Source organism: Kitasatospora sp. NPDC005748, assembly GCF_040630735.1.
In the GTDB taxonomy this organism is placed as follows: Bacteria; Actinomycetota; Actinomycetes; order Streptomycetales; family Streptomycetaceae; genus Kitasatospora.
The window spans coordinates 1-23,887 of sequence record NZ_JBEXYD010000066.1 but is presented as its reverse complement, the minus strand read 5'-3'; the positions used below and the strand labels follow the sequence as shown (position 1 = coordinate 23,887).

The 23,887-nt window shown below is 73.5% G+C and carries 22 protein-coding genes; 5 read left to right on the top strand and 17 right to left on the bottom strand.

Annotated elements, in window-relative coordinates; translation table 11 throughout:
• Positions 1-249 precede the first annotated feature (249 nt).
• A complete protein-coding gene (locus ABZ495_RS31285; RefSeq protein WP_359839230.1) occupies positions 250-1,152 on the top strand; it encodes a GNAT family N-acetyltransferase in 903 nt (300 codons plus the stop codon).
• A 103-nt stretch (positions 1,153-1,255) separates the two neighbouring features.
• Here ABZ495_RS31285 and ABZ495_RS31280 read toward each other — a convergent pair whose 3' ends face one another.
• Both ABZ495_RS31280 and ABZ495_RS31275 read right to left on the bottom strand, forming a co-directional pair.
• Positions 1,256-1,645 carry a fic family toxin-antitoxin system, toxin component gene (locus ABZ495_RS31280; RefSeq protein WP_329487666.1) on the bottom strand — a complete coding sequence of 130 codons (390 nt, stop codon included), beginning with the start codon at positions 1,643-1,645 and terminating at the stop codon, positions 1,256-1,258.
• A gap of 29 nt (positions 1,646-1,674) precedes the next feature.
• A complete protein-coding gene (locus tag ABZ495_RS31275) occupies positions 1,675-1,911 on the bottom strand; it encodes a toxin-antitoxin system HicB family antitoxin (RefSeq protein ID WP_329487667.1) in 237 nt (78 codons plus the stop codon).
• A gap of 233 nt (positions 1,912-2,144) precedes the next feature.
• Between ABZ495_RS31275 and ABZ495_RS31270 the strand changes: the two genes are divergently transcribed.
• Positions 2,145-2,333, top strand: a complete 189-nt coding sequence (locus tag ABZ495_RS31270; protein ID WP_329487668.1) for a hypothetical protein — start codon at positions 2,145-2,147, stop codon at positions 2,331-2,333.
• A gap of 93 nt (positions 2,334-2,426) precedes the next feature.
• Here the strand turns inward: ABZ495_RS31270 and ssuE are convergent, their stop codons facing one another.
• The 13 genes from ssuE to ABZ495_RS31205 all read right to left on the bottom strand — a co-directional run bounded on the left by ssuE (position 2,427) and on the right by ABZ495_RS31205 (position 16,775).
• Positions 2,427-3,017 carry an NADPH-dependent FMN reductase gene (gene ssuE, locus ABZ495_RS31265; protein WP_352289250.1) on the bottom strand — a complete coding sequence of 197 codons (591 nt, stop codon included), beginning with the start codon at positions 3,015-3,017 and terminating at the stop codon, positions 2,427-2,429.
• Positions 3,018-3,161: 144 nt separating this feature from the next.
• The gene (locus ABZ495_RS31260) at positions 3,162-4,892 is read right to left on the bottom strand and encodes a BBE domain-containing protein (protein ID WP_359809390.1); all 1,731 of its coding nucleotides are present in this window, start codon (positions 4,890-4,892) and stop codon (positions 3,162-3,164) included.
• 169 nt (positions 4,893-5,061) lie between these two features.
• The gene (locus ABZ495_RS31255) at positions 5,062-5,910 is read right to left on the bottom strand and encodes an LLM class flavin-dependent oxidoreductase (protein ID WP_329487671.1); all 849 of its coding nucleotides are present in this window, start codon (positions 5,908-5,910) and stop codon (positions 5,062-5,064) included.
• A 142-nt stretch (positions 5,911-6,052) separates the two neighbouring features.
• A complete protein-coding gene (locus ABZ495_RS31250) occupies positions 6,053-7,429 on the bottom strand; it encodes an aminotransferase class V-fold PLP-dependent enzyme (protein WP_352289259.1) in 1,377 nt (458 codons plus the stop codon).
• Entirely contained in the window at positions 7,414-8,220 is an 807-nt protein-coding gene (locus tag ABZ495_RS31245) for an SDR family oxidoreductase (RefSeq protein WP_329487673.1), read from the bottom strand. Before ABZ495_RS31245 ends, ABZ495_RS31250 begins: the two co-directional genes overlap by 16 nt.
• A 123-nt stretch (positions 8,221-8,343) precedes the next feature.
• Positions 8,344-9,204 carry a sulfurtransferase gene (locus ABZ495_RS31240; RefSeq protein WP_359809394.1) on the bottom strand — a complete coding sequence of 287 codons (861 nt, stop codon included), beginning with the start codon at positions 9,202-9,204 and terminating at the stop codon, positions 8,344-8,346.
• Positions 9,205-9,330: 126 nt separating this feature from the next.
• A complete protein-coding gene (locus tag ABZ495_RS31235; RefSeq protein ID WP_359839227.1) occupies positions 9,331-10,527 on the bottom strand; it encodes an MFS transporter in 1,197 nt (398 codons plus the stop codon).
• Between the two features lie 59 nt (positions 10,528-10,586).
• The gene (locus ABZ495_RS31230; protein WP_329487676.1) at positions 10,587-11,108 is read right to left on the bottom strand and encodes a cupin domain-containing protein; all 522 of its coding nucleotides are present in this window, start codon (positions 11,106-11,108) and stop codon (positions 10,587-10,589) included.
• Positions 11,105-12,367, bottom strand: coding sequence for a styrene monooxygenase/indole monooxygenase family protein (locus ABZ495_RS31225; protein WP_359839225.1), 1,263 nt, complete (start codon positions 12,365-12,367; stop codon positions 11,105-11,107). The genes ABZ495_RS31230 and ABZ495_RS31225 overlap by 4 nt, the downstream gene beginning before the upstream one ends.
• 5 nt (positions 12,368-12,372) lie before the next feature.
• Positions 12,373-13,548 carry an LLM class flavin-dependent oxidoreductase gene (locus ABZ495_RS31220; RefSeq protein ID WP_359839223.1) on the bottom strand — a complete coding sequence of 392 codons (1,176 nt, stop codon included), beginning with the start codon at positions 13,546-13,548 and terminating at the stop codon, positions 12,373-12,375.
• Positions 13,545-14,783 carry a styrene monooxygenase/indole monooxygenase family protein gene (locus tag ABZ495_RS31215; RefSeq protein ID WP_329487679.1) on the bottom strand — a complete coding sequence of 413 codons (1,239 nt, stop codon included), beginning with the start codon at positions 14,781-14,783 and terminating at the stop codon, positions 13,545-13,547. The genes ABZ495_RS31220 and ABZ495_RS31215 overlap by 4 nt, the downstream gene beginning before the upstream one ends.
• Positions 14,784-14,914: 131 nt before the next feature.
• Complete coding sequence (locus ABZ495_RS31210; RefSeq protein ID WP_359809404.1) at positions 14,915-15,724, bottom strand: TauD/TfdA family dioxygenase; 810 nt, start codon at positions 15,722-15,724, stop codon at positions 14,915-14,917.
• A 34-nt stretch (positions 15,725-15,758) separates the two neighbouring features.
• Positions 15,759-16,775, bottom strand: coding sequence for an isocyanide synthase family protein (locus ABZ495_RS31205; RefSeq protein ID WP_359809406.1), 1,017 nt, complete (start codon positions 16,773-16,775; stop codon positions 15,759-15,761).
• 412 nt (positions 16,776-17,187) lie between these two features.
• Between ABZ495_RS31205 and ABZ495_RS31200 the strand changes: the two genes are divergently transcribed.
• Complete coding sequence (locus tag ABZ495_RS31200; RefSeq protein ID WP_359839221.1) at positions 17,188-18,270, top strand: LysR family transcriptional regulator; 1,083 nt, start codon at positions 17,188-17,190, stop codon at positions 18,268-18,270.
• A 150-nt stretch (positions 18,271-18,420) separates the two neighbouring features.
• Here the strand turns inward: ABZ495_RS31200 and ABZ495_RS31195 are convergent, their stop codons facing one another.
• Both ABZ495_RS31195 and ABZ495_RS31190 read right to left on the bottom strand, forming a co-directional pair.
• Positions 18,421-19,776 (bottom strand): class I SAM-dependent RNA methyltransferase, encoded by a 1,356-nt coding sequence (locus ABZ495_RS31195; RefSeq protein WP_329492100.1) that lies wholly within the window; start codon positions 19,774-19,776, stop codon positions 18,421-18,423.
• Between the two features lie 314 nt (positions 19,777-20,090).
• Positions 20,091-22,160 (bottom strand): APC family permease, encoded by a 2,070-nt coding sequence (locus tag ABZ495_RS31190; protein WP_329487683.1) that lies wholly within the window; start codon positions 22,158-22,160, stop codon positions 20,091-20,093.
• Positions 22,161-22,389: 229 nt separating this feature from the next.
• On the opposite strand from ABZ495_RS31190, the gene ABZ495_RS31185 reads away from it, so the two are divergent.
• Both ABZ495_RS31185 and ABZ495_RS31180 read left to right on the top strand, forming a co-directional pair.
• Positions 22,390-23,058, top strand: coding sequence for a TrkA family potassium uptake protein (locus tag ABZ495_RS31185; RefSeq protein WP_329487684.1), 669 nt, complete (start codon positions 22,390-22,392; stop codon positions 23,056-23,058).
• Positions 23,058-23,729, top strand: a complete 672-nt coding sequence (locus tag ABZ495_RS31180; protein ID WP_329487685.1) for a TrkA family potassium uptake protein — start codon at positions 23,058-23,060, stop codon at positions 23,727-23,729. The genes ABZ495_RS31185 and ABZ495_RS31180 overlap by 1 nt, the downstream gene beginning before the upstream one ends.
• The last annotated feature ends 158 nt before the right edge of the window (positions 23,730-23,887 follow it).

Sequence of the window (23,887 nt, the reverse complement as noted above, 5' to 3'; positions counted from 1 at the left end):
ACGCCCGCCGTCCGGTCCGGCGGAGCTGTAAAGGCCCCAGGATGCCACGCGGCCCGCACACAAGATCGCCCGGCCTGTAAGCATTCGGCAACAATCGGTCCGATATGCCCGGCCCCCGGAGTGGGCGGCAGCGGCCCGGGAAACCCGGCCGTCCGCACACGGACCGCCCGTCCGCGCGCCGACCCCGTGCACGGCGGGCCGACCGCAAATCGCTGGCAGGAACCCGACCGGCCTGCTTGGATGCACCGCGTGACTTCTGCCGCCGCTCTTGATCCCGCCCTCCGCCCCCTCCTCGACGAGATCGAGCGCTACTACGACGCCGTACCGCGCAGCGCAGCCCGCGTCGAGGACTTCGGGCCGCTGAGCCTGTTCGTCCGCGAGGGCGAGGGCTGGCCGTACTACGCCCGCCCGGCGCTCGGCCACACCGGCCCGGCGGTCACCGCCGAGGACGTCCTGCGCGTGCTGGCCCGCCAGCGCGAGCTGGGCGCGCCGCAGGCCTTCGAGTGGGTGGCCGAGCACGATCCGCGGCTGCGCGCGGCGGTCGAGGAGGCCGGGCTGACGGTGCACGAGCACCCGCTGCTGGTGCTGGGCCCGGACCAGGAGCCCACCGTGCCGGAGACCGCGCCGCCCGCGGGAGTGTCCGTGCGGGTGCTGGCCGCCGAGGACCCGGACCTCGCGAGCGCGGTGGCCGTCCCGCACCTCGCGTTCGGCGAGCCGGGCACCGCCACCGGCCTGGCCGGCCCCGACGAACTGGCGTCAGCCGCCCAGCAGTTGGCCTCCGACGGCACGGTCGCGCGGATCGCCGAGCGGATCGCCGCCGGCCGTACCGTGCTCGCCGCGGCCGTCCAGGACGGTACGGCGCTCTGCGCCGGCCAGCACAACCCGGTCGGCCCGGTCACCGAGGTGGCCGGCGTCGGCACCCTGCCGACGGCCCGCCGCCGCGGCCTCGGCCTGGCGGTGACGGCGGCGCTGGTCGCGCACGCGCGGGCGAACGGCGTGCGGACGGTCTTCCTGTCCGCCGCCGACGAGGACGTCGCGCGGATCTACCGCCGGGCGGGTTTCCGCCCGTTCGCGACGGCCCTGATCGCCGAGCCCGCCGCGACCGAACCCACGACGACCGAGCCCGCCGCGAGCGAACCCGCCACGGCGTAGCCGACGGCGAGCGAGGGGCCCGCCGGCACCGGCGGGCCCACCCGGCCGAGCCCCGACCCCCCGGCGCCCCGGCCGGGCCGGCGCCAGGCCCAGGCGCCCGCGCCTACTCCTCGTCCTCGTTGTCCTCGCCGCTGACGTCCTCGCCCTCGGCCTCGTCCACCACCCAGGCGGCCAGCCGCTCGGCGACGCCGGACACCCCGAGCCGCCCCTCCCGGATGGCCCGGGCGAGGCTGCGCACCTCACGGGCGGTGGTCGCCACGGTGCACCCGCTGGCCACCAGGTAGGCGTAGGCGACGGCGGTGGCGAACAGTTCGTTGGTCTTCTCCAGGGCCGGCACCCGGATGAGCTGGTGCATCAGGGCGGCGGCGCGGTCCTGCGGTTCGGGGTAGACGGCGATGTCGAAGATCTCGGCCTGGTGGCGGGTGACCGCCGCGAGCAGCGATCCGTAGTCGGTGACCTGCGGGTCACCGGGTGTGTACTGCTCGGCTGTCATGAGCAGCCATGAGAGGTCGACCTCCAGGTTCAACGGCGCACGTCCTGGAGGTCTCCGTGCTCGCCGAACTCGGCGAGGAAGGCCGTCTCGTACTCCTTCATGAACTGCGCGGCGGCGTCGACGAACGCCCGCCCGGCCTCGCCCATGTCCTGCTGGACCAGGCGCTCGATGTACTGGTTCATGCTGATCCCCTGCTGCTCCGCCCGCTCCCGGGCCATCTCCGCGGTGGTGGCGTCCACCCGGACGTTCAGCTGCTTCTTACCCATGAAATTCAAGCTAGCGCTGAAGTGCTAGCACAACAAGGGCGCACACGCCCGGGCCGCGCGCCCCGGCGGCGCCCGCCGTCCGCCTGCCGGCGGACCGACCCGCCGGCACGTGCGCCAGGAAAACGCCACCCCGGGCGACGCGGCGGGCGGGACTTGAAGAGTTCTTCACCTTCGTAGACTCTGAACTGCCCCGCGCATTCCCCGGAGCGGCACCGACCTTTTGGAGGCCGGCAATGACAGCGATGTTCGACCAGGAGCTGCGCGAGCAGCTCGCCCGGGCCCGCGAGGAACTCGCGGCAGCCCGGACCGACCAGGACGCCGACGGCGTCCAGGCCTACGAGGGCCGGATCGCCGGACTGCTGCGGCTCGCCGCCCAGCACGGGATCACCCTTCCGCACACCGCCGACGAGGCCCAGGGCTAGGGGGTCTGCGCAACGTCGCGGACCCGGCGGGACTTTGCGCACACCCCCCAGGACGGCGACGGCGGTCCCCGGAGGCTCCGGGGACCGCCGTCGTCATCTCCGCGCCAGGGCGCCCGGCCCGGACCGCCCGGCCGCGGGCAGTCCACCGGGCACGTCCGGCGGCAGCGCGGCCAGGAAGTCCGCCACCGCCTGCTCCAGCCGGGGAGCGGCCTCCGGCGCCAGCCGCGGCGGCCCGCCGTCCCGGGGCTCGACCGCCGCGTCGAGGACGAACGCGCCGCGGACGACGTACCGCGCGCCGAGCGCCGTCAGCACCGGCCGCAGCGCGTAGTCGGGGGCCAGCGCGTGGGCGAGGCTCCCGCCGGTCATCACCGGCAGCACCGTCTTGCCCGCCAGCCCGGAGCGGGGCAGTGCGTCCAGGAAGGCCTTCAGCAGACCGCTGTAGGCCGCGTTGTAGACGGGCGACGCCACCACGAGCCCGTCCGCGGCGGCCACCGCGGCCAGGGCGTCGCGCAGCACGGCGCTGTCGGCCCGCCCGGCGAGCAGCTCGGCCGCCGGCAGGTCGCGGACCCGGACGTGCCCGGTCCGGAAGCCGGCCTCGGCCAGGAGCTGGACCAGGTGGGCCGTCAGCGCGGCGGTGCGCGAGCCGGCCGAGGGGCTGGCGGATATCGCGAGCAGGGAGGTCATCGGAAGGCTCCTTCGAGGGTCACGGCGGCGGCGGGGCACGGCGGCGGGCAGCCCGGCCGCGGAGCGGGCCCCACCGGCCACCCGTCCGGGCCCCCGCCGAGCACCCGTCCGGGACGCGATCCGAGCCGCCGCCCGGGCCGCCGCTCAGGCCGTGGGCAGCTCGACGGACTGGCCGTGCCGGAAGACGTCGAGCGGGTCCCACGCCGCCTTGATCCGCTGCAGGCGCGGGTAGTTCCCCTTGTAGTAGAGGTCGTGCCAGGGCACCCCCGAGGTGTTGAGGCCCGGGTCGTTGAGGTCGATGTCGGGGTAGTTCACGTAGCAGCCGTCGGTGACCCCGTTCGGCACCGGCACCCCGCCGGTGTCGGCGTAGACCGCGCGGTAGCAGTCGCGGGCCCAGCCGATGTTGCGGTCGTCGTCGGCCGGGTCGTTCCAGAACACCTGCCAGAGCATCTTGAAGGCCGCGTCCCGGTGCGGCGCCGCGGTCGCCGCCGGGTGGACCGCGTTGATCCGGCCGCCGTAGGAGGTCAGCTGCACGCTGATGTTCGGGTTGGTCACGTCCTCGCGGGTGAGGTGCGCGTGGAGCGCGTCGAGCTGGCCCTCGGGGAAGCCGGCGCGCATGAAGGAGGACTTGTACTCGGCGCGCAGCGTCGGGTCGTTGAGCACCCCGTTGGTGGTGCCGAGCATCCGGACCGCCTGGAGCCAGGGCAGTCGGCGCGGGGCAGCGAACTGGGGCATCGCGGGTAGTTCGCCCATGTGCCGGGTCAGCGCGCCGCGCTCCACGGTGACGCCCTCGCCGATCCGCTCCAGGTAGCCGGCGAGCAGCCGCTCGGCGCCCCGCGCCGAGGCGTCCACCAGGACGAGCATGCCGATCTGGCCGGCGCTGCGGTGGTTGAGCACCAGCTGGCTGATCAGCGCCCGCGCCGGGTCGTCGGGCCCCAGGTGGGCCACGTGCCAGTCGGCGTAGTTGCGGACCAGGCGGACGAACTCGTCCCGGCTCAGCTCGTCCCACGGCCAGCTGACGGCGCTGACCAGGAGCTCCTCGGGCGGCTTCGGCAGCAGGGCGCGCGGGTCCCGCCCGGTGGCGCCCGGCGAACGGAACCAGTAGCGGGTGATGACGCCGAAGTTGCCGCCTCCGCCGCCCGTGTGGGCCCACCAGAGGTCGTGGTTCGGGTCGTCCGGGTCGCGGGTGCCGATCACCGCGCGGGCCCGGCCGGCCGCGTCGACCACGACCACCTCGACCGCGTACAGGTGGTCGACGACCAGGCCGTGCAGCCGGCAGAGCGGACCCCACGCGCCGCCGCTGACGTGGCCGCCCATGGCGACGGAGTAGCAGAACCCGGCGGGGACCACGACGCCCCACTCCGGGTAGAGGGTCTGGTAGGTGCGCAGGTTGGTGGCGCCCGACTCGACGGCTATCGCGTTGAGCCGGGGGTCGTAGCCCACCGCGTGCATGCCGGACATGTCCAGGATGATCCGGACCTCCGGGTTGTGGACGAAGTCCTCGTAGCAGTGCCCGCTGGAGCGCACGGCGAGCCGCTTGCCCCGGTCGACCGCCTCCTGGACGACGGCGACGACCTCCTCGGTGGTGCTCACCAGCCGGACCGAGTCGGGCGCCGCGACGTAGCGCTGGTTGAGGCCGCTGACCAGGTCCTCGTACTGGCGGTCGGCCTTGGTCACGGTGATCCCGCCGCGGCCCCGCAGGGGGTCCGCCGCCGTCCCGCCGTCGGCCACCCCGCCACCGACGGCCCCGCCACCGCCGTCCGAAGCACCCCCGTCGCGCAGAGCATTCCCGTGGTCCGAAGCACCCCCGTTGTCCAGAGCACCCCCGTTGTCCGAAGCCCCCGTGGTGGCCGTGCCGGCCACGTCTTCGATCATCTCTGTCACACCTTCTCTTCACGCGAATCCCGGGCTGACCGCCCGTCTGCGACGAACTGCCGAATTCCTGTGATCCCCCGTACGGCATTCGCGTACCGGCCGGACCCTCCCGGCCGATACGCGGGACAGGATCGCGTCGTGAAATCCCCCGTGGTGTGCGATGTTTCCGTCAGCTGTCGCGCAGCGGCGGAATCACCTCACGGGCGACTCTTTCGAATTCCTCCCGATGGGCCTCCCCCGGCCAGTCCAGGACGAAATCCGCGACACCGGCCCCGGTGAAGCGCTCGAAGATCTCCTCGTAGCCGTGCCGCCCCCTTCTCGGGTCCCAGGGCCCGAAGATCGTGTACCCGCGCCGGACGGCCGCGGGGTCGCGGCCGGCCTCGCCGGCGAGCCGGTCCAGCCGGCGGTTCTGCTCGGCGGTGATGCCGAGCACCTCCTGGGCGCTCGCGCCCGGCGGGCCGTGGGTGTTCCAGGCGTCGGCGCACGCGGCGGCCACCCGGATCAGCGTCGGCGACTGGCCGCCGACGATCAGCGGCAGCCGGGGCGACTGCAGCGAACCGGGTACGGTCACCACGTCCTTGACCCACAGCTGGGCCCCCTGGTGGCTGAACATCCCGCCGCGCAGCACCCCGTCGACGATCGCCAGGTAGTCCGCGAAGCGCTCGGCGCGCTCCTTGGGCGACCACGGGACCTGCCCCACGCTGTGGTGGTCCCAGGGGAACAGCCCGGCCCCGATGCCCAGGTCGAACCGGCCACCGGAGAGGTGGTCGAGGGCGATCGCCTGCTTGGCCAGCTGGGCCGGCGGGCGCAGGATCTGGTTGGCCACCATGGTGCCGATCCGGATCCGCCGGGTGGTCACGGCCGCCATGGCCAGCACCGACCAGCTGTCGAACCAGAGGCCGCTCGGATTGCGCAGGTCCGCGCTGTGATCGGGTACGAACACCTGGTCGAAACCGAGTTCCTCCAGCCACCCCAGCCGCTGCGCGAGCACCGGAAAGGGCTGGTCCGGATAGAGCATGACGCCGAATCGGTGGGCGGGCGATCGGGAATGGTCCAATTGTTCGGTCGTGCGTGTTCCGGTCATGTCGGGCACTCTCCTTCCGGTGTCGGAGCCTACTGAGCCGCGGTCACCCGAAACGGGTCACCCGGGGAATTCCCGCTCATCGGAGGAATTCCGGTACCGGCCGCGGATCCGGCACCGGCCGCCAGCCGTCCTCCGGGTGGTCGTAGGACCAGCGCGGCCCGCGCCGGACCAGTTCGCCCAGCGCCGCCACCAGCCGGTCGACGTGCTCGGCGGTGGTGCCCAGGCCGATGCTGGCGCGCAGCGCGCGGTCGCCCTGGTGCCCGGGTGCGTCGCTCAGCAGGGCGTGGACCGCCTGGTGGGCGCAGAACGCGCCGTCCCGGACGCCGATCCCGTGCTCCGCGGAGAGCGCCGTGGCGACCAGCCGCTGGTCGGCGGGCGCGTCGCCGCAGCGGGCGACGCTGAAGGACACCACGCCGAGCCGCGGGTGTCCGCCCGGCCACAGGTCCAGCAGGCGGACTCCGGGGACGGCCGCCAGCCCGCCGCGGAGCCGGGCGGTCAGCGCCTGCTCGTGCGCGGCGACGGCGTCCCAGCCGGTGGCCGTCAGCGTCCGGCAGGCGACCGCCATCGCGTGGGTGCCCACCACGTTCGGCGAGCCGCCCTCGTGCCGGTGCGGCAGCCCGGTCCAGCGGATGTTCTCCCGGCCGTCCTCCTCGGCGACCCGGGCGGTGGCCCCGCCGCCCGCCAGGTAGGGGTCAGCGGTGTCCAGCCAGTCGGCGGAGCCCACCAGGGCGCCGGCGCCGAACGGCGCGTACAGCTTGTGCCCGGAGAGCGCGGCCCAGTCCACGCCCCAGCCGGCGAGGTCCAGCGGCCGGTGCCCGGCCAGTTGGGCGGCGTCCAGGACGGTGCGCGCGCCGTGGGTGGCGGCCACCTCCGCCAGCTCGGCGACCGGCCACAGCTCCCCGGTCACGTTGGACGCGCCGGTGATCACCACCAGCTTCGGCCCCCTGGGGGCGCCGGCGAGCGCCTTCGCCAGCGCGGTCACGGCGTCCGCCGCGGTGGCCGGCCGGGCCAGCCGGTACACCGGGGAGCCACGCCAGGCGAGCAGGGCGGCGTGGTGGTCGGTGGAGAACCGGAAGACCGCCGTGCCGGCGGGCAGCGCGCGTCCGAGCAGGTTGAGCGCGTCGGTGGTGTTGCGGGTGAACACCACCTGGGCGTCCGGGGCCGCGCCGACGAAGCGGCGCACCGTCTCCCGGGCCCGCTCGTACGCCCGGGTGGAGACCGCGGAGGCGAACCCGGCGCCCCGGTGCACGCTGCTGTACCAGGGCAGCATGCGGTCCACCGCGTGCTGCACGGCCGCGAGGCTCGGAGTGCTCGCCGCGTAGTCGAGGTTGGCGTACGGCACCCACGAGCCGGTCACCAGCGGCACCTTGAGGTCTCCGCCGACGACCTCCGGTACGCCGCGGGTGGCCCGTTCCGGCCCGGTGGCGGTGGCGGGCATCACCGGGCCGTCCATCCACCGTCCATGACCAGCACCGAGCCGGTGAAGAAGCCCGCCTCGTCGCCGGCCAGGTAGACGACCGCCGAGGCCGCCTCCTGCGCGCTGGCGATCCGGCCGAGCGGGTGCAGGGCGGTGAACATGTCGGCCATCTCCTGGCTGCCGCCCACCGAGGAGCGGTACATCGGCGTGTCCACGGTCGCCAGCGCCAGGGCGTTGACCCGGATGTTCTCCCCGGCGTACTCCAGCGCGGCGGCCTTGGTCAGGCCCACCACGCCGTGCTTCCCGGCCACGTAGGCGCTGATCCCGGCGCCGAACCCGACCACGCCCAGCTGCGAGGCGTTGTTGACGATCACTCCGCCGCCGCGCCGCTGCAGGGCCGGGATCTCGTGCCGCATCGACAGGAAGACGCTGGTGAGCACCCGGCCGAGGTCGTCCGTCCAGGCCTCCGGCTTCTGGTCGGCGACCAGGCCCGGGGTGCCCAGCGTCCCGGCGTTGTTGAAGGCGATGTCCAGACCGCCGTAGTGCCGCTCGGCCGTGCGGACGGCGGCCGCGAGGTCCTCGTCGACCGTGACGTCGGCGGTGACGGCGATCGCGGCGCCGCCGGCGGCGGTGATCTCCCCGGCGACCCGGTCCAGTTCGCTCCGCCGCCGGGCCGCCAGCACCACGCTCGCGCCCTGTGCGGCCAGTGCCTTGGCGGCCGCCTCGCCGATGCCGGAGCTGGCGCCCGTCACCAGGGCGACCTTGCCCGCCAGCCGGTCCCGGGCGGGCGCGCCGAGCGGGGGCTGCGTCGTGTTGCGTTCGTTCATGGCTGGTGGTGGGGGCCGTCCGAGGCCGGCCCCGCTCCCTTCAGGCTCGGAGGATCGGCGTGCGGTGAATCGGGCAGGGGCGTGCGGTGGGTCGGGGAGGAGAGGGGCGGGGGCGGGGGCGGCTCAGTCGCCGGGGGTGCCGCGTTCGACCGGCGCGCCGATCAGCGACCCGTACTCGGCCCAGGAGCCGTCGTAGTTGCGGACGTCCGGCCAGCCCAGCAGTTCGCGCAGGACGAACCAGGAGTGCGCGGAGCGGGCCCCGACCCAGCAGTAGGTGATGGTGCCGCGGGCGGGTTCCAGCGCGGCGAACCGCCGGCCGAGCTCCTCGTCGGAGCGGAAGGTGTCGTCCTCGCCGACGACCTCCTGCCAGGGCAGGTGGACCGCGCCCGGGACGTGGCCGGAGCGCTGGGCCACCTCGTGCGGGTTGTGGCCGGTCGCGAAGGCCTCCCCGGCGAAGCCGGGCGCGAAGACCAGTCCGGAGTACTCCTCCGGGCTCCGGACGTCGATGATGTTGCGCTGCCCGATGCCGGCCAGGACGTCGTCCCGGGTCGCCCGGACGGACGGGTCGGGGTCGGTGACCAGGTAACCGGTGGGCGGGCGGCCGGGCGACGCGGTGGTCAGCGGGCGGCCGTCCAGCTCCCACTTGCGGCGGCCGCCGTCGAGCAGCCGCACGGACCGGTGGCCGTAGAGGGTGAGGTACCAGTAGACCTGGGTGGCCAGCAGGTTGGCGTTGGCCGAGTACACCACCACGGTGTCCTCCTCGCCGATGCCCTTGGCCCGCATCAGCCGCTCGAATCCGGCCCGGCCGACGACGCCGAGCCGCAGGTCGTCCTGGAACTCGCTCCAGTTGATCCAGACGGCGCCCGGCAGATGGCCCTTGCGGTACTCGGTGTCCTCGTTGCCGGTCTCGACGAAGACCACTCCGGCGGTGCCGAGCCGGCGCTCGGCCCAGTCGCCGGTGACCAGGACGGAATCACGACCCATGGTTGCCCCTCGTGAAGTGACGGCCGGGTGGCCCCGGCGGGACTCCCGGCCCCCGCACGGGGCCGGGCGAAGCGGACCGGGCGGGGCCGGCCGGCGCACCGGGCGCGGCCCCGCCGGGCGGAGGTGTCAGGCCGGCGAGGTCTCGGCCGTCCGCTCCTCGGCACCGGCCCCGACCGCCTTGCCGCCACCGGTGCGGTCCCGGTGCCAGGCGTAGGCGCTGAGCAGGATGCCGAGGACGGTGACCCCGGCGGCCGCGAGGTAGACCGAGCGCAGGCCCGGGCCGTCGATGACCCGGCCGCCCAGCCAGCCGGCCAGGGCGGCCGCGAGCTGGTAGCCGGAGGCGTTCACCGCGATCGCCAGGGTCGGCGCCGAGCTGGCGGTGGTCAGCACCCGGGTCTGCATGCCGGGGATCACGGAGAAGCCCAGCGCCCCGATCACGAAGACCATCACCGCGGTGAGCACGGTGCCGCCGCTGACCGCCCACATCACCAGCAGGCCCCCGGTGAGCAGGCCCAGCAGGCCGACCTGGGAGGCCATCAGGGAGCGGTCGGAGAGCCAGCCGCCGACGAAGTTGCCGGCCGCCGCGCCCACCCCGTACGCCAGCAGCAGCAGCGGGACGGCCCCGTCGGCGAAGCCGGTCAGGTCGGTGAGCAGCGGCGAGAAGTAGGTGAACACCATCAGCAGGCCCATGTTGGCGACGGCGGTGATGCCGATCGCCAGCTGGACGTTGCGGTTGCGGAACACCCGCAGCTCCGCCACCGCGCTGGTGGTGGAGGCCGCCACCTCCGGCACCAGCGGCAGCACCAGGACCAGGCCGACCAGGCAGACCGCGGCGATCACCGCGAAGGTGGCGCGCCAGCCGAAGTGGTCGCCGATGAAGGTGCCGATGGGCGCGCCGAGCATCATCGAGAGGTTCATCCCGAAGACCAGCTTGGACACGGTCGAGGCCTGCTTGCCCTCCGGGGCCGTGGACGCGGCGATCACGATCGCGTTCGCGAAGAACGTGGCGGTCACCAGCGCGGTGACGACGCGCGCGACGAACAGCACCGCGTACGCGGGTGCCAGCGCCGAGGCGACGTTGCCGACGATCACGATGACGAGCAGGCCGACGATGAGCGGCTTGCGCGGGTACCGGGCGGTCAGCGCGGTGAGCACCGGACCGCCGATGATCATTCCGATGGCGTACGCCGTGACCAGGAGCCCGGCCGCGGGGATCGACACGTCGAGGTCGGAGGCGACGTCCGGCAGGATGCCGGCGATGACGAACTCGCCGGTGGTGATGCCGAACACGCACAGCATCAGGGAAAGGAGCTTCAACGACATGGTGTCTCTTCTGTCGGAACGGGAGCGTTGGCCGGCCGGCCGAGGGGCCGGAGCGGCCGTCAGGGGGCGGGCGGCGGGCCCGCGTAGCGGTACGCGTACGTGGTGCCCAGCGCGATGATGTGGTCGAGGTCGGGGCCGCCCACGTCCTCGGTGGGCAGCGTCAGGGCCCGGGCGTGCGGGATCTCCGCCTTCAGGAACAGGTCGAACTGCGGCCTGCGGTCCGGCTGGGGCGTGGAGTGGATGGTGAGGAAGCGGGCGTTCGGCGAGGTCGTCACGAAGCCGTGCGGAACGGTCCGCGGCACGATCATCGTGCTGCCGGCCTCGGCGACGAGCTCCTGCCCGTCGCAGATCATGCGCAGCGTGCCGTCCAGGACCATGAAGACCTCGTCCTCGTAGTCGTGGATGTGCAGCGGCGTGTTGTAGCCGCGGTTGCCGGTGTGCTGCACGACGGTGAAGGCGTTGCCCGTCGCCTCGCCGGGCACCCGTATTTGGGCCAGGCCGCCGAGCAGCCACACCGCGGTCTGTTCGGACTCGGGGATCAGCCGGCCCTTCTCGTCCCGGGCCATGTCGGGGAAGGTCATCGCGCTCCTTCGGTGGTCGTGGTGCCGCTCGCGGCGGCGGCCGGCGCGGTCCGTTCGCAGTCGGCGAGGAAGGCGCTCACGCCGTCCGGGGTGGACAGCGCCCGCCACATCGCGACCGGGTCGTTGAAGTTGCCGACGAAGGCGTCGGCGACCCGCCGGTCGACCGCGGCCCGCCCGAACAGCGCGCCGACGTGCGGCGGGGGTCCGGCGAGGAAGGCGTTGCTCCACTCCACGACGTGACGCGCGTGCTCCCACAGGCGCGCGGACGCGTCGCGGCAGAACTCCTCGTCGTAGCGCCCCCGGTGCCGGGTGATCAGCTCGGCCAGCGCGAAGGCGGTGTGCGAGCCGAGGTTGGCGCCCTGGGCGGTGAGCGGGTCGTTGGTGATCCAGGCGTCGCCGACCGCCAGCGCGCAGGTGCCGTCGTCGAGCCGGGCCCAGCCCCGGCGGACCACCGGGGTGATGGCGCCCCGGGCGAGCTCGCCCGGCGCGGTCAGCGCGAAGCCGGCGGTGTCGATCCGCTCGCGCAGACCCGGGGCGTGCGCGGCGACCAGGTCGAGCACGTGCCGGTGGAAGCCCGCCGGGTCGGCGTCGGCGTCGACGTGGCCGGCGGACTCCAGCGGGCCGCCGGGGACGGCCTCGAAGGCGAGGACGTCGGCCCGGCCGGCCGGGGAGTAGAAGGGCAGTCGCAGGATCTCGCCGGCGCCGGGCAGGAAGTGGATGTCGAGCGAGTGCGGCACCTCCTCGTCGATCCCGACGTAGATCCCGGCGCAGATCACCCGCTGCGGCGTGCTGTACGGCGAGCGGGCCGGGTCGGCCGGGAAGAGCCGGCGCACCGACCGGTTGCCGTTGGCGACGACCAGCAGGTCGTGGTGCCGGGCGAGTTCCTCGACCGGGTGGTCGCCGGTCACCAGTTCGCCGCCGCGGTCGACGAAGGCGCCGAGCAGCCGGGGCAGGTAGATCCGGAAGTCGACCACGCTGGACGGCGGCCGCAGGGCGGCCAGGAACTCCAGCGGCCGCGGCTCGCCGGTGTGCATGGTGACCGCCCAGTGCCGCACCTGCGCGTCGGCGAACTCCCATTCGTGGACGCCGAGTTCCCGCTCCCGTTGCTGGGTCGGCCCGAACCGGGCGGGGAAGTTGCGCGGCGGTCCGCCCCTGAGCCCCTCGATGCCGTGCTCCGAGTACACCGTCGCCGGGACGCCGGACTGCTGGAGGCGCAGCGCCAGTTGCAGGCCGGAGATGCCGGACCCGACGATGCCCACGCCGGTCACGAGGACACCGCCGCGGTGGCCGGGCCGGAGCCGGAGCCGGGACCGCCACCCGGGCCGGCGTCGGAGCGCAGCCGGGCGGCGAGCCAGCCGATCGACTCGATCGTGTAGCCGGCCGCCTCCGGCGAGGCCAGCGCCGAGGCGGGGATCAGCATGGGGTGGCGCATACCGGCGTCGAGCAGTTCGCCGATCCGCTTGAGCACCGTCTCCCGGCTGCCGGCGATGACCTGGTCGGCCACCACCTCGTCGGGCACCACCGCGAGCGCCCGCTCCACCTCGGCGCGGGTGAGCAGGTGCGGCAGCAGTTCGACCAGGCCGCGGTAGTCCTCACCGAAGGGGTGGGCGGCGCCGTGCCGCCGCCAGGCCCGGGCGCCCGCGTGCAGCGCGAGGAAGCGGATCGGGGTGGCCCGCAGCAGTTCCTGCGCGGCGGCGTCGGTCTCCGCCACCACGATCGGGACGCCGCCTGCGGCGACGATGGTGTCGGGGTCGCGGTCGGCGTCGACGGCGGCGGCGCGCACCGTGTCGAGCCGCCGGGCGTACTCGTCGGGGGCCGTCAGCTCGGACGGGAGCCAGCCGTCGGCGTAGCGGCCGGCCAGGGTGAGCATCCGCGGGCGGTTGGCGCCGAGCCAGATCCGGGGCGTGCGGCCCTCGGGGGCGGGGGTGATGAGCGCCCGGTCGAGGGTGAAGTGGTGGCCGCGGAAGTCGTGCGGGCCCTCCCCGGAGAAGAGCAGGCGCAGCACGCGCAGCGCCTCCTCGACCCGGTCCACCTGGTGGTCGTGCGGCACGCCGTACGGCACGAGGTTCTCCAGCGCTCCCGCGCCGATGCCGAGGACGGGTGCCCGGTCGGTGAGCTGGGCGAGGGTCAGCGCGGTCTGCGCGAGCACCGCGGGGTGGCGCCGGTGCGGGTCGGTCACGCCGATGGCGAGCCGGACCGGGCCGGCCTGCGGGGCGAAGTTGCCCAGCACGGTCGCGAAGTCCAGGCAGCGGTCCGGGGTCGGCAGGCCCGCCGCGACGTGGCTGAAGTCGGTGTCCCAGGCCTGCCGGGGGAAGACGTTCATCAGGTGGTCGAAGACCAGGAAGGTGTCCAGCCCGGCCTGCCGGGCGAGGTGCAGCAGCCCCCGTCCGTCCTCGACCCGCCCGACCGCGTCCCAGACCAGGCCGACCTCGACACTCATGCTGCGCTCCTCACGGTCTGGGCCCGGGCGATGAACGCGTCGGTGCCTTCGGGGCTGGCGAGGCCGCGCCACATGGCGGCCGGCCGGTCGAGGTGGGCGACGAACGCGTCGGCCACCCGCTGGTCGGCCGCGGCGGCGCCGAGCAGGGTGCCCAGGTGCGCCGGCGGCGGGCCGATGAAGAGGTTGGTGAAGTCGACGACGGGTTGGGCGCGCTGCCACATCCGCTCGGAGGCGGCGCGGCAGAACGCCTCGTCGTAGCGGCCGGTGTGGTCGCGCAGCACGTCGGCGAGGAGGAAGGCCAGCTCGGAGCCGAGGTTGGCGCCCTGGGCGGTGAGCGGGTCGTTGGCGATCCAGGCGTCGCCGACGGCGAGCGCGTACCGGCCGCCGGCCAGGGCGGCCCAGCCCCGGCGGACCACCGGGACGACGGCGCCCTGGAGCAGGTCCACCGGCCGGGCCAGCGCGAAGTCCTGCTCGTCCACGCGCTCCCGCAGGGCGGGCGCGTGGGCGGTGACCAGGGCGAGGACCTCCTTGGCGAACCCGTCCGGGTCACCGCGGTGGTCCCGGCCGGTCAGCTCCGCGAACGGGCCGTCCGGAACGGCCTCGACGAGCACGGCCGTCACCTGCCCGGCGAAGGAGTGGTAGGTGGGGGCGTGGATCTCCCCGGCCCCCGGGACCATGTGCATCGTCATACCGGCCGGCTCCGGCGGACGGACCCCGTGGAACAGGCCGCCGGCCAGTCGGCGCGGCGCCGAGCGGTAGGGCGAGCGGGCCTCGTCCCGGGGGAAGACGTCGGTGAGCGCGCCCCGGCCGGCCGCCACGACCACCAGCTCGTGGCGTTCAGCCAGCCGGTCCAGTCCGGCCCGGTCGGCCACCCTGAGGTGGACCGGGTCCCCGCCGCGCCGCTGGAACTCCTCCAGCAGCGCGGCGAGGTACATCCGGAAGTCGACCGAGCTGGCCGGCTTCGGCAGCCGGCCGCGGAACGAGAACCCGTCCGGGCCTTCCAGGTGGAGGTGCATCCACGCGTTGTCGTACGCCGGCGACGACCATTCGGTGACGCCGAGCGCGGATTCCCGTTCCCGGGTGGAGTCGAATCGAGTGACGAAGTTCAGCGGCGGACCGCTGCGGATGTCGTCGGGCCCCTGGGCCGTGTACAGGGTGGCGTCAATGCCGAACTGCCGTAGCCTCAAAGCCAGATGAAGACCGGAGATCCCGGTTCCCACAATGCCGATACTCATGTTCTCGCTCCACCTGTGCCGGAAGTGCCGGCCTCCCGGCGTTGACGGGTGATGACGGGTGATGACGGGTGACGGGTGACGGAAGCCGTCGGCGGGTTCGGCCCCGCGGGCGGGAGCCGGCCCGGGACGCCTCAGATGACCTCGACCCGCTGCAGGTGGCGGGAGGTCGGCCCGGTGAAGGCGTTGCGCCCGTGCACCAGCGCGATGTTGTCGGCGATCACGATGTCGCCCCGGCGCCAGTCGTGCGCGTAGCAGTAGGCGGGCCGGTGCAGCCGCTCCGCCATCGAGGCGATGAACTCCTCGGCCTGCGCGCCGTCGACGCCGTCGACGTGGACGGACACCGGGTTCTTGTAGACCGCCGGGTCCAGCGGCTCGGCGAAGCGCAGCACGGGCACCCCGGTCCCGGGGTGCTGGGCGACCAGCCGCTCGGTGACCTCGCCGCCGTAGTGCACCATCTTCTCGGTGGTGTAGGTGACGCTGATCCGCGCCCAGAGGTCGCGCAGTTCGGGGTCGGCGTCCCGGTAGACGGCGGTGGTGTCGGAGAAGACGGTCTCCCCGCCGGCCCCCGCGGTCGCGTCCAGGCACTGGAAGAAGAAGTACCGCGGATCGGCCTCGACGAAGGCACCGTCCCAGTGGAACGGCACGTCGCCGCTGGCGAACAGGTAGTTCCGGGGATTCTCCTCGACCACCAGGTCGATGACCTCGCCCGGCTCCCACTTCAGGACCTCACCCCATCGCCGGCAGTAGTCGGCGAATTCCTGCTTTCCGAGCAACGAGAATCCGCGGAGCACCAGGACCCGCGATTCCTCGGTCCAGCGGGCGAGCGTGTCCACCGGAATGTCGCCGATCCGGGCATTTCCGCCGGGAGCCTCGACCACGCGGCCGAACGGCCGGAGCGGAATGTGGCGCAGCTCCGCGGCCGAGGGAATGGAAGTCGTCATGGCGCGTTGTCCTCCTTTCTGGAACGGGCTTTCCCTACGGGCGGGCGGCGAGGTGCGGGGCGACGAAATGGCTCGGTCGGCCGTCCCGCCAGACGACGGAGGCCTGGAGGTTCTCCGCGTCCCACCGCTTGACCAGGTACCGGCTGACGCCGTCGTCGAGCACCACGCCGTGCCACGGGGTCAGCCAGCCGTCCCTGGTCGGCATGAGCTGGAGCCCGAACTTCTCCGAGTGCGGCGGCTGCGGGTGTATCGAGAGGCGTATCGCGTCGGGGAACTTCTCGGCGACCAGCCGGCTCCACGCGTTGCTGCGGAGAATGGTCTGGTAGGCGGCGTCCTTGGAGTTCTTCCGGAGCTGGTTCCGGGTCGTCTCGCCGCCCTGGCGCGCCACCGCGTCCTCGAACATGAAGCGGTGGATCCCGTTGAACAGCGCACGCGTGTTCCGGTCGGTGCGGACGTTCTCCTTGAGCTCGTCCAGCGTCGCGGAGTAGTTCTCCTCCAGCACGCGCCGCATCTTCGGGTAGTCGAGGCTGCCGAACGCGTCGTCCAGGCCGTAGAGGTCCAGCGCCGACCAGTGCGAGGCGCCGATCATGTCCGCGAGGGCCTGCCGGTAGGCGGTCACCGCCCCGTCGGTCACCCCGACGACGTCGCCGAAGACATGGCCGTCCGAACAGATCGTGACCCGGGCGCCGGGCGCGTAGAAGTGCCGCACGTAGTCGCAGAGCGACTGCAGGAAGCCGACCGCCAGGTGCTCACCGAGGTCGGGCAGCGCGCCGAGCACCTTGCCCTGGTTCGGGGACTTCGCCGGAAACGCCGGCACGACGAAGTGGATGGGCTCGTCGCGCGCGGTGAAGCGCTCCATCTTGGCCCGGTGGACCTCGGAACACGCGTCGCAGCGCGCGTTCCCCGACGTCCCGCCGGGCTCCTCCGGTCCGGCCGGTCCGGTCGGTTCGGCCGCCAGCGCCTCGTCGATCCGCTGGTACCGGTAGAGCAGTTCGAGTACTCGCGCCGATGCCGTCCGGGCGGACGGCTCCCCCGTGGTGTTGTGGTTCAACACTCCTCCAGACAACATTCCCGTTCGGGCGCGAAGCCGGAATCATGCACTCCGCACGTGGCGGACTCGGGTGGAATTCCTGTCTGCACACTCATTTCACCGCTCCTGAATTCGTGTCCGCGCCGGGCGGCACGGAACCGCTTCTGGGATGGTGCTCGGTGGTTCCCGGCGGGAGCCTCGGGATCGGTCGTGCCCAGTGGACGCCCGGCCCCCGACGGCCGTTCTCGCCGAAACGACGACTGCGCCTCCGCGTGCGCGGGTGGATCAGGGCACGCCGAAAGAAGCGGCCGGCCGGTTTTCGGCCACCCCGACCACGCCGTACCGGATTCTCCCGCGATCTCGCTGAGGCGTTGTCAGCTTCCCTCGCGCGCAAGGCTCCGCGCAATCCTCCATCGATTAGCATGATTGATGGATGGCGGAGCCAGCTCCGGGGCGATGGGAGGCAACGGCGATGGTCGGCGTGGACGACCCGGCGGTTCACCAACTGCGATCACTGCTGACGCTGGCCGAGGAGCTGCATTTCGGCCGCGCCGCCGCACGGCTCTACCTGACCCAGCCCGCTCTCAGCCAGCAGATCCGCACCCTCGAACGCCGGCTGGGGGTGCAGCTGTTCACCCGGACGAGCAGAAGAGTGACGTTGACGCCCCTAGGGCATGCCCTGCTTCCGCTCGTCCGGAACGTGGTGGACGCCTCGGACGAGCTGCGCGACGCCGCCCGGCACTCGCCCGACGACGGCGACGGGCCCACCCTGCGGCTGGGGCTCACCGACTGCGCCGCTGCCCTGGCCGCCACCCGCCGGGTGATCGCCACGCTCACCACCCTGCACCCGGGTCTGAACGTGGACTTCCACGTCCTGGACCTGGTGGAGCAGACCACCGCCCTCGCGATCGGCAAGATCGACGCCGCCTTCGTCTACCTGCCGGCGCCCGAGGGCTTCCACGCCGAGCCCCTCACCACCGAGCCCCGGGTGGTCTGCGTGGCCGCCTCCGACCCGCTGGCCCGGCAGCCGGTGCTCCGGCTCGCGGACCTCGCCGACCGGCCGATGGTCGGCCTCGCCCCGGAGGTCTCCCCCTCCGAGCGGAGCTTCTGGGCGATGGACCCGCGGCCCGACGGCACCCGGGTCCGCTACACCGGCCACCAGGTCACCCGGGTGGAGTCGCTGCTCTCCGCGGTCTCCTTCGACGGGGCGACGGCCTTCCTGCCCGCCGTGGCGGCCGAGCTCTTCCCCCGCCCGGACGTCCGCTACCGCCCGGTGGAGGGCCTGGTGCCCTGCGACTTCGGCGTGGTCTGGCCCGCGGACGACCAGGAGAAGCCCGGCATCGCCCTCCTCCAGGAGGTCTGCTGCCGGCTGCGGGACCAGGGCCTGCCCGCCGGGACGATGCCGGCCCCGGCCGCGCCCCCGGCCGCCGTCGAGAGCGCGGGCGACGAGAGCGCGGACGCCGAGAGCGCCGCCGGCACCGGGCCGGCCGGCGGCCTGGGCGTGTCCTTCGGCTGACCCGGGGACCGGCGCCGACCACCCGGTGCCGACAAACCCGCTCGCCCCGAAGCGCCCCCGCAGACGACGGCAGGCGGCACCCGGAGCGTCCGGACACCGCCTGCGCGTCACTGCGAAAGCGCGAGAACCGCCAGGGTCGCGAAGCCCCGACTAGGCCGCGATCGGCTCCAGGATCGCCACGCACTCGAAGTGGTGGGTCATCGGGAACAGGTCGAAGGCCCGCAGCGAGACCGGCCGGTAGCCGCCCTCGCGGAAGTACCCGAGGTCCCGGGCCAGCGCGGCCGGGTCACAGGCCACGTAGGCGATCCGGCGGGCCGACAGCCCGGCCAGGTGCGCCACCGTCTCCCGCCCGGCGCCCGCGCGCGGCGGGTCCAGGACGATCAGGTCGGTGGCGGTGATGCCGGTGCGCGGCAGCAGCGTCTCCACCCGGTCGCACTCGATCCGGACGTTGTCCAGCACCGCCAGGTTGTGCCGGGCGTCGACCACGGCCTGCTTGGAGGACTCGATGCCGAGCACCGCGCCCTCCTCGCCGACCCGGTCGGCCAGCGCACCCGCGAACAGCCCCACGCCGCAGTACAGGTCGAGCGCGCTCTCGCCCCACTGCGGGTCCAGGCCGGCCAGCACGGCGTCGACCAGGGTGTCCGGCGCCTCGGGGTGGATCTGCCAGAAGCCGCCGTTGCTGACCCGCCAGGTCCGGCCGGCCGCACGCTCGCGGACGAAGGAGCGGCCGTGCACCTTGTGGATGTTGTCGTGCTCGTCGATCCGGGCGATCGACACCGGCTTGTCCAGCTCGACCAGCGGCAGCTGGGCGCCCGGCGCCGGGGTGAGGACGACCTGGCGGTCCGAGGAGCCCGCGGCGGCGATCACCTCGACGGTGGTGATGCCCGGCCAGTCGCGGGCCTCGACGCCCAGCTCCGTGACGCCCTCGGCGGCGATCAGGCAGCGGTCGATCGGCTGGATGTCGTGCGAGCGGTGCTTGCGCAGCCCGACCTTGCCGCTCTCCTGGTCCACCGCGTACTGCACCCGGGTGCGCCAGGCCGGCACCTGCCCGGCCGGCAGCTTGCCGCCGATCGGCTCGACGGTGCCGTCCCAGCCGGCCTCGGCCGGGGTGAGGCCCGCCAGCTTGGCCAGCTGCTCGGTGAGCACCTGCACCTTGAGCTTGCGCTGCCCGCCCGGGGTGACGTGCTGCCAGTCGCAGCCGCCGCACTTGCCCGGCCCGGAGAACGGGCAGGGCGGGGCGATCCGGTCCTTGGCGGGCTCCAGGATCTCCACCGCGTCGGCGCGCAGGAAGCGCGACTTCGTGGTGCCCTCGGTGACCTGGGCGATGACCTTCTCGCCCGGCAGCGCGTGCCGGACGAACAGCACCCGGCCCTCGTGGCGCGCCACGCAGTGGCCGCCGCCGTGCGCGACGGCGCCGATCTCGACCTCGTAGCGCTCGCCGACCAGCGGGTCGCCGCCGGGCCCCCTGGGGGCGGCCTCGACCCGCGGCGCGCGCGGCGTGCGCAGCACCTTCGGCGGGCGGACGGCCTGCTTGCGCGGGCGGTCCCCGCCCTTGGGCCGGTCGGCCGGCTTCTCCTTGCGCGCCTGCGCGGGGGCCGGGCGCTCGGGCTCGGGCTCCGGGGCGCGCTCGCCCGGCGCGAGCGGGGCGGTCTGCGCGGTGAAGCCGTCGCGGTCGGTGGCGGCCGGGCGCACGGGCTTGCCCCAGCGCGGCCGGGCGACCTGCCCGGGCTTGCCGGCGCCGCCCTTGCGGGCACCCTTCGCGGAGGACCCCTTCGAGGACGAGCCCTTGGAGCCGTTGGAGCGGGGCGGGGTGTTGCGGGTCACTGGGAGGAGTCCTTGCTGCTGTCAGCGGTGTCGTCGGGCTGTGCGGAGGCCTTCGACTTTACGGCCTTCGGCGCCCGCGGCTCACCACGACGAACGGCGCCGGGAGCCGACCAGGCCTTCTGCGGCTTGCGCCGTTCGGAGGACTCCAGCTGCCAGGGTACCGAGGTCACCATCACTCCGGGCTTGAACAGCAGACGTCCCTTGAGGCGCAGCGCGCTCTGGTTGTGCAGCAGGTGCTCGTACCAGTGCCCGACCACGTACTCGGGGATGTAGACCGAGACCACGTCGCGCGGGCTGCTGCGGCGCAGGTTCTTGACGTAGTCCAGGACCGGCCCGGTGACCTCGCGGAACGGCGAGTCCAGCACCTTCAGCGGCACCTCGATGCCGCGCTCGTCCCACTCCGCCCGCAGCGCCGCGGTGTCCACCGGGTCGACGTTGACGGTGACGGCCTCCAGCGTGTGGGCGCGGGCCAGCCGCGCGTACGCCAGGGCCCGCAGGGCCGGCTTGTGCAGCTTGGAGACCAGCACGATGGCGTGCACCCGGGTGGGCAGCACCACGTCGTCCGGCTCCTCGGCGGCGACCAGCTCCTCGGAGACCCGGTCGTAGTGCCGGCGGATCGCCTTCATCATCACGAACAGCACGACCATCGCGGCGATCGCGATCCAGGCGTGGCTGATCTTGGTGGCGAGCACGACGATCAGCACGGCCATGGTCATCACCAGGCCGAAGGCGTTGATCGCCCGGCTGCGCTGCATGTGGCGGCGCTTGGCGGGGTCGGTCTCGGTGCGCAGGTGCCTGGTCCAGTGCCGGATCATGCCGGACTGGCTCATGTTGAAGGAGACGAAGACGCCGACGATGTACAGCTGGATCAGCCGGGTGGGGTCGGCGTCGAAGGCGATGATGAACAGGATCGCGGCCAGCGCCAGCAGGATGATGCCGTTGGAGAAGGCCAGCCGGTCGCCGCGGGTGTGCAGCTGGCGCGGCAGGTAGCGGTCCTGGGCCAGGATCGAGCCGAGCACCGGGAAGCCGTTGAAGGCGGTGTTGGCGGCCAGCACCAGGATCAGGCCGGTGACGGCGGCCACGAAGTAGAAGCCGGGCGTGAAGTTGGAGAAGACGGCCTCGCTGATCTGGGCCAGCGCGGTCTTCTGGTGGTAGCCGTCGCCCGCGCCGACCAGCTGCTCGGCGGGGTTCTCGGCCATCTGGACATGGGTGAGGCGGGCCAGCCAGATGATGCCCATGAACATCACCACGGCGATGGAAGCCATCATCAGCAGCGTGGTCGCCGCGTTCTTGCTCTTCGGCTTGCGGAAGGCCGGCACACCGTTGGAGATCGCCTCGACGCCGGTCAGCGCGGCACAGCCCGAGGAGAACGCCTTGAGCAGCAGGAACACCATCGCGAAGCCGGCCAATGACTCGTTGCCGGGCGTGGCCTGCAGGTGGAACCCGGAGCTCTCGGCGGGGATGTCCTGTCCCAGGCCGAAGTGCCGGACCACGCCGTACACCACCATGCCGAGCACGCCGACCATGAAGGCGTACGTCGGGACGGCGAAGGCGCTGCCGGACTCGCGGACACCGCGCAGGTTCATGCCCATCAGCACGATGACCACGACCACGGACAGTGTCAGCTCGTGGCCGCGCAGCGAGGGCACCGCGGACACCACGTTGGCCACCCCGGAGGTGGTCGAGACCGCCACGGTGAGGATGTAGTCGACCATCAGGGCGCTGGCGACCACCAGGCCGGAGTTGGGACCGTGGTTCACGGTGGCGACCTCGTAGTCGCCACCGCCGCTCGGGTACGCGTGCACGTTCTGCCGGTACGAGGCCACCACGGCGAGCATCACGACGGCGACGACGACGCCGATCTGCCAGGAGAAATGAATGGCCGAGGCACCCGCCAGGGAGAGCGTCAGCAGGATTTCCTCGGGCGCGTACGCGACCGAGGAGAGCGCGTCCGAGGCGAAGACGGGCAGCGCGATGCGCTTGGGGAGCAGCGTTTCCCCGAGCTTGTCGCTGCGCAGCGCACGCCCGATCAGGATGCGTTTCGGAAGGTCAGTCGGCATAGGCACGTTAAGGAATCGTAGGGGCTCTTAGGCCCGGGGTCCGACTTATGGCCCCCCCTTCGTCGCGACTGTGTTCGGTGGACCGGCTAGCGTGTCGGATACGAGCAGGCGGGCAACACTCAGGTTGTCGTACCCAGCCCCACGAACACGCTCGCCCCGGGCGACCGGGCGGGAAAGGAAGACGAACGGTGTTTGCGCAGGTCAAGAACCCAACGGGACGGGTGAGGTAGCGCCGGTGCACATCGTCATCATGGGCTGCGGCCGCGTGGGGTCCGCCCTCGCCAGAGCACTCGAGAAACAGGGGCACTCGGTCGCCGTGGTCGACCAGGACCCGACCGCGTTCCGCCGCCTCGGCGCCGGGTTCAACGGCCGGCGGGTCACCGGCGTCGGCTTCGACCAGGACACCCTGAAGGAGGCGGGCATCGAGGAGGCCGGCGCGTTCGCCGCCGTCTCCAGCGGTGACAACTCCAACATCATCGCGGCCCGGGTGGCCCGGGAGAACTTCGGCGTGGAGAACGTCGCGGCCCGGATCTACGACCCCCGGCGCGCCGAGGTCTACCAGCGCCTGGGCATCCCGACGGTGGCCACCGTCCGCTGGACGGCCGACCAGATGCTGCGCCGGCTGCTGCCGAGCGGCGCCGAGCCGCTCTGGCAGGACCCGAGCGGCACCGTGCAGCTCGCCGAGGTCGCCTACGACCCGCACTGGGTCGGCCACCGGATCAGCGGGCTGGAGGAGGCCTCCGGCACCCGGGTGGCGTTCGTCACCCGGCTCGGCGAGGGCGTACTGCCCACGCCGCAGATGGTGGTGCAGGAGGGCGACCTGGTGCACGTCATGGCGCGCCGGGCCGACCTGCCGGCCGTCGAGGCCGCGTTCGCCCAGGGGCCGAAGGAAGAGGGTCACTGATGCGCGTCGCCATTGCCGGGGCCGGTGCCGTCGGCCGCTCGATCGCGAGCGAGCTGCTGGAGAACGGCCACGAGGTCCTGCTGATCGACAAGAACCCGAACTCCATCTCGGTGGAGCGGGTGCCCATGGCGGAGTGGCTGCTGGCCGACGCCTGCGAGATCACCTCGCTGGACGAGGCGGCGCTGCAGCGCTGCCACGTGGTGATCGCCGCCACCGGTGACGACAAGGTCAACCTGGTCGTCTCGCTGCTCGCCAAGACCGAGTACGGCGTGCCGCGGGTGGTCGCCCGGGTGAACAACCCCAAGAACGAGTGGCTCTTCAACGAGTCCTGGGGCGTGGACGTCGCCGTCTCCACCCCGCGCTTGATGTCCGCCCTGGTCGAGGAGGCGGTCAGCGTCGGCGACCTGGTCCGGCTGATGCGCTTCAGCCAGGGCAACGCCAACCTGGTCGAGCTGACCCTGGCGGAGGACACCGAGCTGGTCGGCACCCGTGTCGGCGACGTGGCCTGGCCGCCGGACACCTCGCTGGTCACCATCATCCGCGAGGGCCGGGTCCTCACCCCGGGCAAGGACGACACCCTGGAGGGCGGCGACGAGCTGCTCTTCGTGGCCGCCCAGGAGCGCGAGGAGGAGCTGGAGGACCTGCTCTCCGCGACCTCCGGCGCGCAGTAGCGGCTCCGGCCGACGACGGACGCCACGGCTGACACGGCAGCGGGGCCCGCACTCGGATCCGAGTGCGGGGGCCCCGGGGGGGTGTGGCCGGCGGGGGGGGCCCCCCCCCGCCCCCGGGCCCCCCCCCGGCGCGCGCCCCCGGCCCCCCCCGGGCCCGG